The organism is Novosphingobium huizhouense (assembly GCF_020179475.1).
GTDB lineage: Bacteria > Pseudomonadota > Alphaproteobacteria > Sphingomonadales > Sphingomonadaceae > Novosphingobium > Novosphingobium huizhouense.
This window is the reverse complement of sequence record NZ_JAILXZ010000002.1, coordinates 415,749-430,395: the sequence shown is the minus strand read 5'-3', so window position 1 is coordinate 430,395 and position 14,647 is coordinate 415,749. Positions and strand designations below refer to the sequence as shown.

Sequence of the window (14,647 nt, the reverse complement as noted above, 5' to 3'; positions counted from 1 at the left end):
CTCACGCGACTGCGCCGTCCGACGCCAGTTGCAGCGCGTGTTTCATCCGCCACAGCCGGATCCGCGCCAGCGCCGCCAGCGTCACCATCCGCGCCCGCCAGTCGGGCAGGGCGTCGTGCCCCAGCACGCGCGGCGCATGGAAAAGCACCGATGCGGGAAGCGCGAGCGCGCGCAGCCGCCAGTTGAGAAGCCGCCACTTGCGGCCTTCGGTCGCCGCATAGGCCTCGCGGTTGAGCCGCTCCCACTTGCGCTGCAACTGCGTCCAGTCCGCCCGCGCCGGGTGCCACACGCACGCCTCGGCCACATAGCCGATGCTGAAGCCATGCCGCACCGCGCGGTGGCCCCAGTCGGCGTCCTCGGGGACGCCGTTGCGGAAGGCGCCGACGGTGTCGAACGTTGCGCGCCGGCAAAACATGTTGGCGGTGACGGTGAAACCCTTGGTTTCGACGTAGGCGCGATTGTCGAAGGCGAAGACCAGTTCGAACCCCTCGGCGCCGGTAAGTTCGCGCCCGGGCGTCGTCGCCACGCGGACCCGGCCGCCGACGACATCGAGCCGGTCGAGGCCGCGCAGGCCCGCTTCGAGCCAGTCCGGTTCGGGGATGCAATCGGCGTCGGTGAAGGCAAGCAGCGGCGCTTCGCTTGCCTGCACGCCCGTGTTGCGCGCCGGACCCGCGCCGCGCTCGTAGGCGGTCACTAGCCGGGCGCGATCCGCGATGACGCGCTTCAGTTCAGCCGCGGGCACCGGGCTGTCGTTATCGGCCACGACGATTTCGTAGTCGTCCCGCGGCAGCGTCTGCCGGGACAATGCGGCGAGGCAACGGTCGAGCCCGTCGAGGTCGTTGTAATGCGGGACGATGACCGAGGCGCGCGGGGGCATCAATGCCGGACCTTCGCAAAGCGGGCCTCGATGTTCGCCACGGTCGGATGGTGCAGCACGCTGTCGTCCTCGGCCGCGAGCCTCGCCAGCGCCGGCGGATCGAGCTCCCACCACCGGCTCGCCTCGATCGCCTCGATCAGCGCAGGCTCGAAGCGCTGGCGCAATACGCGCGCGGGATTGCCTGCGACGATCGTGTAGGGCGCGACGTCGCGAGTGACGATGGCGCCGGCGCCGATGATGCTGCCGCGCCCTACCCGGCGGCACGAGGGCAGGATGATCGCGTTGTGGCCGATCCAGACATCGTCCTCGATCACTTGCGGATCGTCGTACGCGATGTCGCGGGGGACCACGCCGAACCGCGCCTCGTACAGCACCGGATGGGTGGTCAGCGCCTCGAAGGGATGGTTGATCGGCGCCGAGCGGACGGTGTTGGCGATCGAGCAGTAGCGCCCGATGATCAGCGGACCCGGCATCCGCCACTGGTCGAAACAGCCGTAGCTGTAGAGCCCGACGTCGATTCTTTGCTTTTGTCGGAACCACTTACGCAGACGCAAGTTGTCGAACTGGCTTCGGCGCTGGCGCCAAAGCCACACCTTTTCGGCAAGATTGCGAAGAGCGCTTGTCATCGTTCGTTCCCTGCGGGCGCCGCAGGCAGGTGGGATCGGCGGAGCCTGACGCTCCCACCCGCCGCCGGCAGCCCCGTAACAAACACGGCGTGTGGCATCGAGTTCCAAGCTATTGAAAAAATAAAAAATTTGTAATCTTGGGAAGGGCTGCGTTAAGTTCGCACTCATAAGAGCGTATCAGCCAAGGGTTCGCGTGGCCGCTATTTGGCCACAGCAATTGCTGTTCTTCAGCATCGTGCCGTTTTTCGGCGTATCGACTTCGTGTCGGTCAGGCGCTCTCGGGGATAATTCGTTTATGAGGAAGATACTGGTTTCGGGGGGATCCGGTTTCATCGGATCGTACATCGTCGAGCGTCTCTGCCGGCGATCCGATTTCGACACTCTGGTCGTCGTCGACAATTACTGGACCGGCCTGCCCGAGAACCTCGCCCATATCCGTGATCCCCGGCTCAAGCTGGTGAACCAGGACATCGAGACGTTCGCCACTGCCGAAAAGTTCGACGAGATCATCCACCTCGCCTCGCCGGCCTCGCCGCCGTGGTACATGCGCGAACCGATCCGCACGATCAGCGCCAATCTCATCGGCGGCATGCACCTGGTCGAGATGCTCAAGCCTCGCGGCCGGATCTCGTTCACGTCCACCTCGGAGGTCTACGGCGATCCGCTGATCACTCCGCAGCCCGAAAGCTACCGCGGCTCGGTCGACTGCACCGGCCCGCGCTCGTCCTACGACGAGAGCAAGCGCTGCACCGAATCGCTGCTGTTCGAGTGCCAGCGCACCCGCGGGATCGAGGCCCGCATCGTGCGCCTGTTCAATGTCTACGGACCCCGCACCCGTCCCGACGATGGCCGCGCGGTTTCCAATTTCCTCAGCCAGGCGCTCACCTCGGGCGTGCTCACGGTCTATGGCGATGGCGCGCAGTCGCGTAGCTGGGGCTACGTCGAGGACATCGTCGATGCGATGGAGCGCTTCTTCTGGCTCGACCAGATCGACTACCAGGGCCCGCTCAACATCGGCAACGACCGCGAGATCTCGGTGCTCGAAGTCGCCGAGTTCATCGCCAGCATCGTTCCCGGCGTCCGCCTCGAGTTCTGCCCGCCGGTCCCGCAGGATCCCACCAACCGCCGCCCCGACCTGACGATCTGCCGGCAGGTGCTGCCGGGCTGGGTCGCCAGGACCAGCTACGAAGACGGCGTCCGCCGGACGCTCGACTGGTTCCGCTCGCAAATCGAAGGCGGCGCCAACACCGAGCCGCCCAGCCCGATCCGGCTTGTCGACGGCGACGACGAGGATGGGGAGAAGGACGAGGGCGGCGATCGCGCTCGCGAAGTTGACGATGCGCAGCCCCTAGTCGCGCCGATCGCGGCGGCGGGTGGCGCCTGACCGGTTACGCAGCCTTCGCGTCAGGACGGCATGTGGTCGTCGTAATGCTGCAACCGGCGCAGATAACCTGCCGCCTGTCGGGTGACCCAGGGCCCGTCGGCAACGGTCGGGTCGGCCTCGGCGAAGGCAGGTCCGGGCGCGAGCCGCCCGGTGCCGGCGGCCAGCCGGGTCAGGCCCGCGGCCCCCGTGTTGCGCAAGGCTTCGACGGGATCGGCGCGGAGCGCGGCGGCACAGCGTCGCGCACTCTCGCCGAACCTTGCACGGCGCAGCGCATCGCGTGCAAGCCGCGCGTGCATCTCGGCGCGACGCCGGGCAAGGACCGGTCGCGCACTGGCCGGAAGCAACGGCCCAATCCGGTCGAACATCGCCAGATGCGCCAGCTCCATCGTGCGGCGCGAGGCGGACAGCGATCCGGGCGAACGGCGGTAGCCGACAAGGAACTGCGGCACGCAGGCGAATGGGTGGTCCAGCGCGATCCGCAGCTGGTGCAGGTAATCCTCGCAGCCCGAGCGCAGGTCCGGATCGAAGCTGATCCGCCGCGCCACGTTGCCGCGCACCAGCAAGGCGCTGCCGTTGGCGATGAAGTTCCAGGCAAGGTGCCGGTGCAGCACGCGTCCCTCGACGAACGGATGGGGCGAGGGCGGCAGGATCCGGTCCTGTCCGTCGATCCGCCGGAACCAGGCATAGGCGAGCGCAGCATCCGGCGCGGCCCGCAGCGCGGCGAGCTGCAGCGCGAGCTTGTCCGGGGCCCACAGGTCATCGGCGTCGAGATAGGCGACGAACTCGCCCGAGCTGGCGGCCAGCGCGGCATTGCGCGCCGCGGCGACGCCGGCATTGTCCTGGCGCAGCAGGCGCAGGCGCGGGTCCTGTGCGGCGATCGCTTCAACGATCTTCGCGCCCGCATCGCGCGATCCATCGTCCACCACCACGATCTCGAGTTCGCGATGGCTCTGCCCGAGCGCCGAGCGCAAGGTCGCTTCGATCGTCGTCGCTGCATCGAACATCGGCACGATCACCGAGATCAGCGGCGCGCCTGAGATGATCGCGGGCGTTGTCCAACTCCTTGAAACAGCGCGGGCATTTTTCCGCACGCGGGGAGGATTCGCCCGGTGCGGGTAGTGTTCGTCGCGATTGCCTCGCCGTTCAAGCGGCAATCGTGGAGCGGCATCCCGTTCTTCGCCCTGCGCGAAGTCGAACGCCGCTTTCCAGGGACACAGGTGATCGAGACGCCCCGCCTCGACCGGCTGGTCGAGCGCATCGGCGGGCTCGAACGGCACGGCCTGATGGTCCGTCGCCAGCCCGGCCTCGTGCGGCTCTATTCGCGCCGGATCGAGGCCGAGCTGGAGCGTCTTCGACCCGATGTCGTCGTCGCGATCGGCGCAGCCCACAAGCTCGCCTTCATCGACCGCAAGTGGCCGCTGGTCTACGCTGCCGACTGCCTCTTCGCCTCGGTCGTGTCGTACTACGGCAAGTACCGCAGGCTTTCTCAACGAGCGCGCGCCAAGGGCGAGGCGATCCAGCGTGAGCTGCTCGCGCGCGCCGACCGGGTGCTGCTCGCATCGCAATGGGCGGTCGACGAGGCGCGCATCCACTACGGGCTCGATCCTGACGTGGTCCGCGTCGCGCCGATGGGGGCCAATCTCGAAGAAGATCCCGGTTTCCAGCCGCCGCAGCGTGGCGAGCCGTTGCGTCTGCTATTCGTCGGATTTGATTGGGAACGAAAGGGCGGGTCGAGAATTTTCGCGGTGTGGCAATGCCTTAGGCGTGAATTTCGCGATGTGGAGCTGCACATCGTGGGGTCCGAGCCTGCGGAACTGGACGGTATCGAGGGAGTGCACGTGCACGGACGCATCGACAAGACCGATCCGCTCGCCTTCGCTCGTCTGCGCGAACTCTATGCGCGCTGCTCGTTCCTCGCCATGCTCAGCCGCCAGGAAGCCTACGGCCTCGTCTATTGCGAGGCGGCGGCCTTCGGGCGCCCGTCGATCGCGGCGCGCACCGGCGGCATCGAAACGATCGTCGCGGATGGCGAAAGCGGCCTGCTGGTCGATGCGGCGGAGACCCCGCAGGGCATTGCCGATCGCATTGCCGCGGTGTGGCGTTCGCCCGCCCGCTACCGCGCGATGTGCCTCGCCGCCAGGGCCCGGTTCGAGCAGGCGTTGAGCTGGCGCGCATGGGGCCAGCACGTTGAGGCTGCAATCGTGGAACTCGCGCGCCCGGCCGCCGCTGCCGAGCCTGCTCCTCCTGCGGCGCCTTCGCGCACGGTGCCGCGCCCGCTGTTCGGCCTTTAGGTCCGGCGCTTCTTTCGTATTGTTCCGGTGGTCGCCGCTCGCGCGATGCACCTCGTGAAAGGTGGATGGCGATGAAGGGGATCATTCTCGCAGGCGGGAAGGGGACACGGCTTTATCCCGCGACGCTCAGCATCTCCAAGCAGCTGCTGCCGGTGTTCGACAAGCCGATGATCTACTACCCGCTGACCACGCTGATGCTCGGCGGGATCCGCGAGGTGCTGGTCATTTCGACCCCGCGCGATCTGCCAATGTTCCGCGAGCTGCTCGGCAGCGGGGAGGACTTCGGCATCTCCATCGATTATGCCGAGCAGCCGGAGCCCAACGGCCTGGCCGAAGCCTTCATCATCGGCGAGCGCTTCATCGACGGTGGCCCCGCAGCGCTGATCCTGGGCGACAACATCTACTACGGCGCCGGCCTCGGCGAGAAGTGCCGCGCGGGGGTGCGCAGCGCGCAGGGCGGCGGCGCCTGCATCTTCGCCTACCAGGTCGAGGATCCCGAGCGCTATGGCGTGGTCACCTTCGATCCCGCCACCGGCACCGCCACCTCGATCGAGGAAAAGCCGGCTGCTCCCCGCTCGAACTGGGCGGTCACCGGGCTCTACTACTACGACGAGCAGGTCAGCGAGATCGCGCGCACGCTCAAGCCCTCGCCGCGCGGCGAGCTCGAGATCACCGATCTCAACATGGCCTACCTCGAGCGCGGCGCGCTCACCATCGAGCGGCTGGGCCGCGGCTTCGCCTGGCTCGATACCGGCACCCACGAAAGCCTGCAGGACGCCGGGGCCTTCATCCGCACGATCGAGCACCGCACGGGCATCAAGATCGCCTGCCCCGAGGAAGTCGCGCTCGATCTCGGCTACATCGACGCAAGTCTCGTCCGCCAGCGCGCCCGCGGCCTCGGTCGCACCGGCTATGCGGATTACCTCGATCGCCTCGCGAGCAGCGTCGCATGACGCAGATCCGCGCTCTCGACCTGTCCGGCGTGTTCGAACTCGTGCCGGTGCGCCGCGAAGATCCGCGCGGCTACTTCTGCGAAGTGTTCAACGCGCGCGATTTCGCGCGGACCGGCCATACCATCGACTTCGTCCAGGACAACCAGAGCCTGTCGCTCGCGGCCGGCACGGTGCGCGGCCTGCATCTCCAGGCGCCGCCGCACGCGCAGGCCAAGCTCGTGCGCGTGCTGCGCGGCGCGATCTTCGATGTCGCCGTCGACCTGCGGCCGGGCTCTGCCACCTATGGCCGCTGGACAGGGCTCGAGCTTTCCGCGGACATCGGCAACCAGCTGTTCATTCCCGCCGGCTTCGCCCACGGCTTCATGACCCTAACGGCCGAGGCCGAGGTCCACTACAAGACGAGCGCCTTCTACGATCGCGAGAGCGAGATGGCGCTGCGCTGGGACGATCCCGATCTCGGTATCGCCTGGCCAAAGGCCTTCGCGCCCGTCCTTTCCGACAAGGACGCGGCCGCTCCCTTCTTCCGCGATTTCGTGAGCCCCTTCTGATGTCCGACGAACAGCGCACTTTCCTCGTCACCGGCGGCGCCGGCTTCATCGGTTCGGCCGTGGTCCGCCACCTCGTCGCCAGCGGCAATCGGGTCGTGGTGCTCGACAAGCTGACCTACGCCGGCAACCTCGCCTCGCTCGATCCGGTGGCGCGCTCGCCGCTGCTGCGCTTCGTCCATGGCGACATCTGCGATACCCGGCTGGTTCGCGATCTGCTCGCCGCCGAAGCGGTCGAGATCGTGATGCATCTCGCGGCCGAAAGCCATGTCGACCGCTCGATCGAGAACCCCGGCAGCTTCGTCGAGACCAACGTCGTCGGCACCTCGTGCATGCTCAATGCCGCGCTCGAGCACTGGACCGCCGCGCCCGACGCGTTGCGCGCGCGCTTCCGCTTCCATCACATCTCGACCGACGAGGTCTTCGGCGATCTGCCCTTCGATGACAGCCGCTTCACCGAGACCACGCCCTATGCGCCGTCCTCGCCCTATTCGGCATCCAAGGCGGCGAGCGACCACCTCGTGCGCGCGTGGGGCCACACCTATGGCCTGCCGGTGGTGCTGTCCAACTGCTCGAATAACTACGGGCCGTACCACTTCCCCGAAAAGCTGATCCCGCTCACCATCCTCAACGCGATGGAGGGCAAGCCGCTGCCGGTCTATGGTGATGGCAGCAACGTGCGCGACTGGCTCCATGTCGAGGACCACGTGCGTGCGCTCGAGATGATCGCGCGGCACGGCGCGCTCGGCGAAAGCTACAACGTCGGTGGAGATGCCGAGGTGAGCAACATCGAAGTGGTGCGCACGATCTGCGATTCGCTCGATGCGCTGCTGCCGCCCCCTGCGGGGACGCAGACGCGCCGCGACCTGATCCGTTTCGTCACCGACCGGCCGGGGCACGACCGTCGCTACGCGATCGATGCCGGCAAGATCCGTCGCGAACTCGGCTGGCGCCCGACCCGCACTTTCGCGCAAGGGATTGGCGAGACCATCGCCTGGTATCTCGACAATGCCGCCTGGTGGGAACCGATCCGCAGCGGCACCTATCGCGGCGAACGCCTCGGGCTCGTCGCGTGAGGGTGATCGTCACCGGCAGCCGCGGCCAGCTGGCGCGATGCCTCGCCGACCGCGCCGCGCCGGGCGACGACATTTTCTATGCCGCGCGTCCCGAGATCGACCTCGAATCCCCCGAAGCGCTCGCCCGGCTGGTTGCCGCGCATCGTCCCGAGTTGGTGATCAACGCCGCCGCCTTCACCCAGGTCGACGCCGCCGAAAGCGAGCCTGCGCGCGCGATGCAGGTCAACGCCGTCGCGCCAGACGTGCTCGCGCGCGCGGCGGCCGAGGTCGGGGCGCTGCTCGTCCACGTCTCGACCGACTACGTGTTCGACGGCCGGGCGCCGACGCCCTATGCCGAAGATGCGGCGCCTTCGCCGATCAACCTCTATGGCCGCTCGAAGCTGGCGGGCGAGCAGGCGATCGCGGCCTCGGGCGCGGCGCACGTGATCGCGCGGGTGTCCTGGCTGTTCAGCGAATACGGCCGGAACTTCGTCCGCACGATGCTTGCGCTTGCGGAAAGCCGCGACGCGATCGACGTCGTCGCGGACCAGCGCGGCGTGCCCAACTATGCGGGCGACGTCGCCGATGCGCTTTGGCGCATCGCTCGCACGCGGATTGCGGAACGGCGCGCGGACGGTGAGATCGTCAACGTCGTGGGTCGCGAATCCTGCACCTGGGCCGATTTCGCCGAGGCCATCTTCGCGCAGAGCGCGCGTCTCGGCGGACCGGTGGCGGAGGTGCGGCGCGTACCGTCCAGCGCCTTCCCCACGCCGGCCGCGCGCCCGGCCAATTCGGTGCTCGATGCCCACCGGCTCGAGGCGGACTACGGCTTCGCTCTGCCGTCGTGGCGCGACGCGCTCGAGGTGGTGGTCGGGAGAATCCTCGCCGAGCGCGGCATCGCGTGCGCTTCGGCGCAGCAGAGCACCGCCAGCGCCTGATCCTCCGGGGCGATCGGCTGTCAGTGAAGCTGGGGCGCGCCTTCTAGGCAGACGTGGTCGACGAGGTCGAGGTCGGCGATCAATTTGCTCACCATGTGGCGCTGCATGCCGGGCTCGGTGCGGATATAGGCGTAGGCCCCGCACGTGCAGGCCTGGTCGCGCAAGCCGTTCAGCGCCGCGGCAATGTCGCTCCAGGCGGCGCGGCGAAAGTCGAAGCGGGACGTCTTGATCATCGGCAAACCTTCCCTGAACGTCCGCGCAGGGCATGCCGCGGTCGTCCTGTTCGCCCAATCAACCATCGGTTATTCGTTTAGTTTCAAGTTTTTAACATTTCAGGGAGACGCTGGCCCAAGGCGCGTTATCGATCGATTCCGGACCAGTTTACGGTTGCGCCGGCGGGAAATTTTCCCTTGGTCCGCCGTATTGGAAGAAACTTCTGAAAAAACAATGTCATGGGGATGAGCCGTGTTGTCGAGACGCCAGAAAGTCACCCTTGCTGCGGCCCTTCTGGCAACCGGCACGGCCGGCGCGGTGGTCGAGCTCGGGTTTCCGGTCGAGCGCACGCTGGCGGCGGTGGGTGCAGCGCTGCGCGATCCTGCCGCGCTGATCGCGGGCCGCTCGCCGGGCGATCGCGGCGGCGAGCTGGTGCAGAGCAAGGCCCGTCTTGCCGCTGCCGGCCCAGCGCAGGGACCGGCCCCACACGAGCGGGTCCTCGACGAGGCGCGCACCCGCACCCCGGCGCCGGCGATCCCCGACGAGGCGCTGCCCGCCGCGGTCGAACGCGCCACGGCAGCGCCCGAAACGCCGATCGCCTTTGCCGCGCCCGCCGAGGTTCCGTTGATCGACCAGGGCAGTCCGCTGGTCATCGCGCCTACGGATGGTGGCGGCGGCATCATTCCCGGCGGATCGAGCGGCGGCGGGGGCAGCAGCGGTGGCGGCAGCAGCGGCGGAGGACCGGTCGGTCCGGTGCCCGAGCCTTCGACCTGGGCGCTGATGATCCTCGGCTTTGGAGCGATCGGCGCTGCGCTGCGCCGTCGCCAGCTGCAGCTGCTACGCCGCGCGGATGCAGCATAGCCGCCGGGCGCGACCCGGGCGGGGCCTCGTCGCCCGCACGGTCGTGCTGCCTGTCGCCCGCGCGATCGTTCTCTTCGCGCTTCCGGCCGCCATCGTCGCGGGAGCCCGCGCGCTGCGCCCGGCCACGGTCCCGCGCGCGCCGTCGCCTGTCGCATCCGCGCCTGTCGCTGCCCATCGGCTCGTTCTCGCCCCGCGCGAGCGCCGGGTGGAAGTCGCGCCCGACGGAACCCGTCTGCCCATCGCCAGCCTGCTTCCGGTCACCGGCCCGCAGGCCTGGGGCGCTTCGACCTGGGACGAGAGCGGGGCGGGCGCAGGTCCGGCCTGGGCGCGCGTCGACCTTGCCGCGCAGACCATCTCGGTGTTTCGCGGCGGCGACGAGATCGGCACAGCCGTGGTCGTGTTCGGCACCGACGACTTTCCCACCCCCACCGGCTGGTTCCGCGTGCTCGAAAAGCATCGCGACTACTATTCGCACAGCTACGACGCGCCGATGCCGTGGATGCTGCGCCTCACCGCCGACGGGGTCGCGCTCCACGAAAGCGACGTCGTGCGCGGCCATGCAAGCCACGGCTGCGTCGGGTTGCCGGGCGATTTTGCCCGGCGCGTGTTCGGAGCGCTGCCGGTCGGCGCCTGGGTGCTGATCGTCCCCCGAACGCCGGCAAGCAAACCTTGATATCGGTTAACCCTCTGAACTAACGAAAGATTATGGGCGCAGGCAGGAAACTGCCGCCTTCCGCAAGGGAGGTGCACGATGCTGCCGCGCTGCCGCAGGGTTCTTGCCGTTCTGGTGCTGGCGCTCGGCGCGCAGCTCTCGGTTGCCGCGACCGGCCTGCGCGATGGGCTCGACGAACGCCTGCTCGCCGCGCACAACGGCGCGCGTGCCCGGGCCGGCGTTCCCGCGCTCGCCTGGAACCCCGCCCTTGCCACGCAGGCGCAGGTCTGGGCCGACCGGCTCGCCGCCACCGGTCGCTTCGAGCACTCCTCGCAAGCGGATCGCAGCGATGTCGGCGAGAACCTCTGGGCAGGCACCCCCGGCGCCTTTGCCCCCGAAGCGATGGTCGCTGCCTGGGAGCGCGAGAAGCGCTATTTCAAGCCCGGTCGCTTCCCCGACAACAGCACCACCGGGCGCATGGCCGACGTCGGCCATTATACCCAGCTGATCTGGCGCGACACCGGCCAGGTCGGCTGCGCGCTTGCTCATGGCGCAGCGGAGGATGTCCTGGTCTGCCGTTATTCCTCGGCCGGAAACTACATAGGGGAATCGCCGATCTAGGCCGTGAACTCATAGACGGCGCCTTCGAGGTTTGAGGCAGAAGGGCCAGGTGCAAGGAGGGAAGGCGCAGGAATATGTCGATATTTCAAGCCTTCCCGACGCGGCAGATGGCCCTTCTGGTCAAATCCCGAAGGGACGTCAAAATGGCTTCCATCGCGAACCAAGCCGCCCTTGGAAGGGCAACCAGCCCTCCCGGCGGGCACCTTGGCCCGCGCTGTTCGCCATTTTGACGCCTCGAAGGCGCCGTTTATGAGTTCACGGCCTAGTCCATCTCGACCGCGATGAAGACCGCGCCCGTGCGGGCCTTGTCGTTGGCGCAGTGGAAGGCCTCGTTTATCCGATCGAGCGGGAAGGTGTGGGTGATCAGCGGGTCCACGTCGATCCGTCCCTTGCCGATAAGCTCCAACACCTGGCCCTGCTCCTCGTCGAGCTTCCACCAGGCGAAGCTGGCGCTCGGGACAAGCTGGATCTCGCTCATCTGGATGCGCTGCCATTCGAGCGCCACGGACTGTTCGCCCGCGTCGAAGCCGCCGATGATCACGACCTTGCCGCCGCGCCGTGCGAGCTTCGTCGCCAAGGGGAGGGTTTCGCCCATCGACGCGCCGCCGACGCACTCGAACACGATGTCCGCCCCGCGCCCGTGGGTCATCGCACGCATCGCCTCGACCGGATCGTCGCGCTCGGAATTGACGATCGCGTCGGCGCCGATCTCCTGCGCCAGCGCCAGCGAATGATCGACCTTGTCGACGATCAGCACGTCGGCGCCGCTTGCCTTGGCGAGCAGCAGCTGGCCGAGCCCGATCGGGCCCGCGCCGACGATCGCCACCCGATCGTTGATCGCGAGGCCCGACAGGTGCTGCGCGTGCAGGCAGACCGACAAGGTGTCGATCAGTGCCGCCTGCTTGAACGATACGTGGTCGGGCAGGCGATAGACGTGGCTTGCCGGCGATACGAGGAACTGGCCGTAGGCGCGCGACACATAGCGGCTGCGGGTGGGATAGAGCTCGGGGCAGATGTTGTACTGGCCTCGCCGGCACCACTCGCAATGTCCGCAGCCTAGAACGGTCTCCACCACCACCCGGTCGGCGACCGCGACATTGGTGACGGCATCGCCCGTCGCGACCACGTCGCCGGCCAGCTCGTGGCCCATGATATGGCCGACAAGGTCAGCTTCCGGCTTTTCCCAATGGCGCAGGTCGGTGCCGCAGATTCCGGCTACGCGCACCCGCACCAGCACCCAGTCGGGGCCGGGCAGCGCGGGCATGTCGGTATTTTCGATGCGGAAGGTGCCCTGCTCGGTCTTGATGGCGGCTTTCATCGGCTCGGTCCTCTTGCTGCGATGGGAGGGACGGGCAGCGCGGCGCGTCTCTCGTGTCGCCGGGCAAAGCGGCGACGCACGCGGACTTCGCGAACGATGTTGCCCGGTATTTCGGTCAGCGCCCGAAAACCGGTGACGGTGGAGAAGGCGTGGACCGAACTGCGCGCCTGGATCAGAACGTGGCGCACCATGTCGCGCTGGCCGATCTCGCCTTCCTCGCGCACCAGGCTCAGCCGGTGCAGCGCATGGAGCCCGAGCAGGCCGGAAATCAGGAAGTAGAAGTCCCAATGCCCGAGCCGCAGCGGGAGCAGCGAGAGCACGCCTTCCGGGTTGGTCCAGCGCACGATCACTTCGAGCCGCCGTCCTGCGAAGAACTCGGCGAAGAGGCCGCCGACGATGGGGGCAAGCCCGGCGGCAAGCGCGGTGGTGACGCCCGAGGCGGCGACATAGGATGCCGCCATCCCGCGCGGTGACAGCTTCAGCCCGATGTTGGTCGTCGCCAGCGTCACTCCCGCGACCGAAGCGCCCATCAGCACGTGCAGGCCGACGAGGAAGCCGATCCGCGCCGCAGCACCGGTGATCTGTGAAGCCACCGCCATGCCGGCGATGCAGCCGATATAGACCGGCGCGGCGACGAGCAGGACCGACTTGTTGGAGAAGCGGTCGGTCAGCGCCCCCCAGTTGCGCAAGGCCAGCGCATTGGCGAGCTGGCTCGCGATCGACAGCCCCATCACCGTGGTCATGCGGTAGCCCAGCTGGTCGACGAGGAACACGGTGAAGAACGGCGTCGCGAGGTTCACGGCGAACTGCCAGCTGGCAAGGAACGCCAGCAGCCGGGCAAAGTTGGCGTCGGCCAGCGGTTCGCGCAGCAGGTCGCCCAGCCGTGCGGTCACCTGGCCCGCCTGCGCCATCACCGGCTCGGGAATCCGCGCGACGATCGCCGCGCTCGCCAGCCCGGCAAGGCAGCCCACGGCATAGAGCGCGGCGAACGCGCCGTCCCGCGCGCGCGATCCCGGGGCGGTGTACTGCAGCAGCGCCGCTGCGCCGAGGCCGGCCACGATGGTCGTGATCGTCGCCCAGGTGGTGCGCCGCGCGAAGACCGCGCCCATCCGGTCCTCGGGCGTGAAGTCGCGCATCCACGAATTCCACGCGCAGCCCCCAATGGCCGCCAGCAGGCAGAGCACCAGCGTCATCGCCACCAGCAGCGCCGGGGCTGCCGCGCCGGCGAAGGGCAACAGCGCCATCGCCCCCAGCATCGACCGCCCGATCACGCTCGACCACACCGCGATCGCCTTGCGCCGGCGCAGCCGCTCGACCAGCGTGATCGCCGGGATCTGCGCGAGCTGGGCAAGGAACGGCAGCGAGGCGAGCAGCCCGATCAGCGCGTTGCCTGCGCCCAGGTGCAGCGCGAAGGCGGTCAGCACGACCCCGGTGGTCAACGCCGCGGTGGTGTTTGCGAAGGCCGCTTCGTAGGCGATGCGGGCGAGCCCCGCCTCGCGCTCGGCTTCGCTGATCCTGGCCTGCGGCCGCAGCATCGTCGCTTTCCCGGTCGCCCGTCCTCACCCTGCAAGTCGTTGTCGGAGGGAAGGTTTCGCGCGGTGCGATGAGCCGGTCGCGCCGCAGGAGGGGGCGGGGCAGGGGCCGGCGATGCGCCCCGCGTGCGATTTCGGATTGCTCCGCCGCGCGAATCGTGGTCCTATATCATCTGATAAGTGCGCGGGGAGTCGCAGGCGCCGTGGCGTCCGTCCTCCGACGCGACAATGTGGAGAGAGAAATCGTGACTTCGTTGACCGCCGAGCTGACGCCCGTCCGCAAGTCGATCCTGCCGAAGGGCGGGGATACCTGGGAATCGATCGCCGCGCGCGAGTTGCCGGACGTGGCGCAGTCCGATGCGGTGGGCATGCTGCAGAGCTGGAACCTCCACGTGTTCATGCGCGCTTCCGGCGGCGTCGGGCGCATGCGCGGCGACAACCCGATCCTGCCGAGCGACGTGATCTTCGTCGAAGCGCCGCACCGCGACTGATCCGGTGAGCGGCGCCACCATCAGCGAGGTCCGCATCGCCGCGGCGCACGATGGCGATGCCGAACTCGTGGTCGTGCTGACCTTCGCCAACGGCGGCAAGTCGCAGGTCACGCTCGACGAATACGCCACGCGCAGCCTGATGGCTGCAGCCAATGCCGATCATGCCGATCAGCTCGTCGGGCTTGGTTGGGACAAGGTGCGCGACGCGCTGATCGCCTCGTCCAACCGGTTCGTCGCGCCGGCGGCGCCGTGAACAGCAATAGCGAATGAACAAGAATTCCGGGAGAATG

General features: G+C 68.2%; 17 protein-coding genes. 11 read left to right on the top strand and 6 right to left on the bottom strand.

Annotated elements, in window-relative coordinates:
* Position 1: 1 nt before the first annotated feature.
* Entirely contained in the window at positions 2–877 is an 876-nt protein-coding gene (locus tag K3A85_RS10410) for a glycosyltransferase family 2 protein (protein ID WP_225206443.1), read from the bottom strand.
* Positions 877–1,503, bottom strand: a complete 627-nt coding sequence (locus K3A85_RS10405; protein ID WP_225206442.1) for a CatB-related O-acetyltransferase — start codon at positions 1,501–1,503, stop codon at positions 877–879. The genes K3A85_RS10410 and K3A85_RS10405 overlap by 1 nt, the downstream gene beginning before the upstream one ends.
* 295 nt (positions 1,504–1,798) lie before the next feature.
* Here K3A85_RS10405 and K3A85_RS10400 point away from each other — a divergent pair, with 295 nt between their 5' ends.
* Entirely contained in the window at positions 1,799–2,887 is a 1,089-nt protein-coding gene (locus K3A85_RS10400; protein ID WP_225206441.1) for an NAD-dependent epimerase/dehydratase family protein, read from the top strand.
* Between the two features lie 20 nt (positions 2,888–2,907).
* Here K3A85_RS10400 and K3A85_RS10395 read toward each other — a convergent pair whose 3' ends face one another.
* The gene (locus tag K3A85_RS10395) at positions 2,908–3,897 is read right to left on the bottom strand and encodes a glycosyltransferase family 2 protein (protein WP_225206744.1); all 990 of its coding nucleotides are present in this window, start codon (positions 3,895–3,897) and stop codon (positions 2,908–2,910) included.
* 99 nt (positions 3,898–3,996) lie between these two features.
* Between K3A85_RS10395 and K3A85_RS10390 the strand changes: the two genes are divergently transcribed.
* From K3A85_RS10390 to rfbD, 5 genes are all read left to right on the top strand, one after another.
* Positions 3,997–5,178 (top strand): glycosyltransferase family 4 protein, encoded by a 1,182-nt coding sequence (locus K3A85_RS10390; protein ID WP_225206440.1) that lies wholly within the window; start codon positions 3,997–3,999, stop codon positions 5,176–5,178.
* A 71-nt stretch (positions 5,179–5,249) separates the two neighbouring features.
* Positions 5,250–6,131 carry a glucose-1-phosphate thymidylyltransferase RfbA gene (rfbA, locus tag K3A85_RS10385; protein ID WP_225206439.1) on the top strand — a complete coding sequence of 294 codons (882 nt, stop codon included), beginning with the start codon at positions 5,250–5,252 and terminating at the stop codon, positions 6,129–6,131.
* Entirely contained in the window at positions 6,128–6,679 is a 552-nt protein-coding gene (gene rfbC / locus K3A85_RS10380; protein ID WP_225206438.1) for a dTDP-4-dehydrorhamnose 3,5-epimerase, read from the top strand. The genes rfbA and rfbC overlap by 4 nt, the downstream gene beginning before the upstream one ends.
* Positions 6,679–7,752, top strand: coding sequence for a dTDP-glucose 4,6-dehydratase (gene rfbB, locus K3A85_RS10375; protein WP_225206437.1), 1,074 nt, complete (start codon positions 6,679–6,681; stop codon positions 7,750–7,752). Before rfbC ends, rfbB begins: the two co-directional genes overlap by 1 nt.
* Positions 7,749–8,669: a dTDP-4-dehydrorhamnose reductase gene (gene rfbD / locus K3A85_RS10370; RefSeq protein WP_225206436.1), complete on the top strand. Its 921-nt coding sequence runs from the start codon at positions 7,749–7,751 to the stop codon at positions 8,667–8,669. The genes rfbB and rfbD overlap by 4 nt, the downstream gene beginning before the upstream one ends.
* 20 nt (positions 8,670–8,689) lie before the next feature.
* On the opposite strand, the gene K3A85_RS10365 is transcribed toward rfbD, so the two are convergent.
* Positions 8,690–8,902: a hypothetical protein gene (locus tag K3A85_RS10365; protein ID WP_225206435.1), complete on the bottom strand. Its 213-nt coding sequence runs from the start codon at positions 8,900–8,902 to the stop codon at positions 8,690–8,692.
* Between the two features lie 232 nt (positions 8,903–9,134).
* Between K3A85_RS10365 and K3A85_RS10360 the strand changes: the two genes are divergently transcribed.
* From K3A85_RS10360 to K3A85_RS10350, 3 genes are all read left to right on the top strand, one after another.
* Positions 9,135–9,743 (top strand): PEPxxWA-CTERM sorting domain-containing protein, encoded by a 609-nt coding sequence (locus tag K3A85_RS10360; RefSeq protein WP_225206434.1) that lies wholly within the window; start codon positions 9,135–9,137, stop codon positions 9,741–9,743.
* Positions 9,733–10,416 (top strand): L,D-transpeptidase family protein, encoded by a 684-nt coding sequence (locus tag K3A85_RS10355; protein ID WP_225206433.1) that lies wholly within the window; start codon positions 9,733–9,735, stop codon positions 10,414–10,416. Before K3A85_RS10360 ends, K3A85_RS10355 begins: the two co-directional genes overlap by 11 nt.
* A 78-nt stretch (positions 10,417–10,494) precedes the next feature.
* Complete coding sequence (locus K3A85_RS10350) at positions 10,495–11,016, top strand: CAP domain-containing protein (RefSeq protein ID WP_225206432.1); 522 nt, start codon at positions 10,495–10,497, stop codon at positions 11,014–11,016.
* A 262-nt stretch (positions 11,017–11,278) separates the two neighbouring features.
* On the opposite strand, the gene K3A85_RS10345 is transcribed toward K3A85_RS10350, so the two are convergent.
* Complete coding sequence (locus tag K3A85_RS10345) at positions 11,279–12,334, bottom strand: zinc-dependent alcohol dehydrogenase (RefSeq protein WP_225206431.1); 1,056 nt, start codon at positions 12,332–12,334, stop codon at positions 11,279–11,281.
* Positions 12,331–13,869, bottom strand: coding sequence for an MFS transporter (locus K3A85_RS10340; protein ID WP_225206430.1), 1,539 nt, complete (start codon positions 13,867–13,869; stop codon positions 12,331–12,333). Before K3A85_RS10340 ends, K3A85_RS10345 begins: the two co-directional genes overlap by 4 nt.
* 242 nt (positions 13,870–14,111) lie before the next feature.
* On the opposite strand from K3A85_RS10340, the gene K3A85_RS10335 reads away from it, so the two are divergent.
* Both K3A85_RS10335 and K3A85_RS10330 read left to right on the top strand, forming a co-directional pair.
* Positions 14,112–14,357, top strand: a complete 246-nt coding sequence (locus tag K3A85_RS10335; RefSeq protein ID WP_225206429.1) for a hypothetical protein — start codon at positions 14,112–14,114, stop codon at positions 14,355–14,357.
* Between the two features lie 4 nt (positions 14,358–14,361).
* Positions 14,362–14,610, top strand: a complete 249-nt coding sequence (locus tag K3A85_RS10330; protein ID WP_225206428.1) for a hypothetical protein — start codon at positions 14,362–14,364, stop codon at positions 14,608–14,610.
* Positions 14,611–14,647 lie beyond the last annotated feature (37 nt).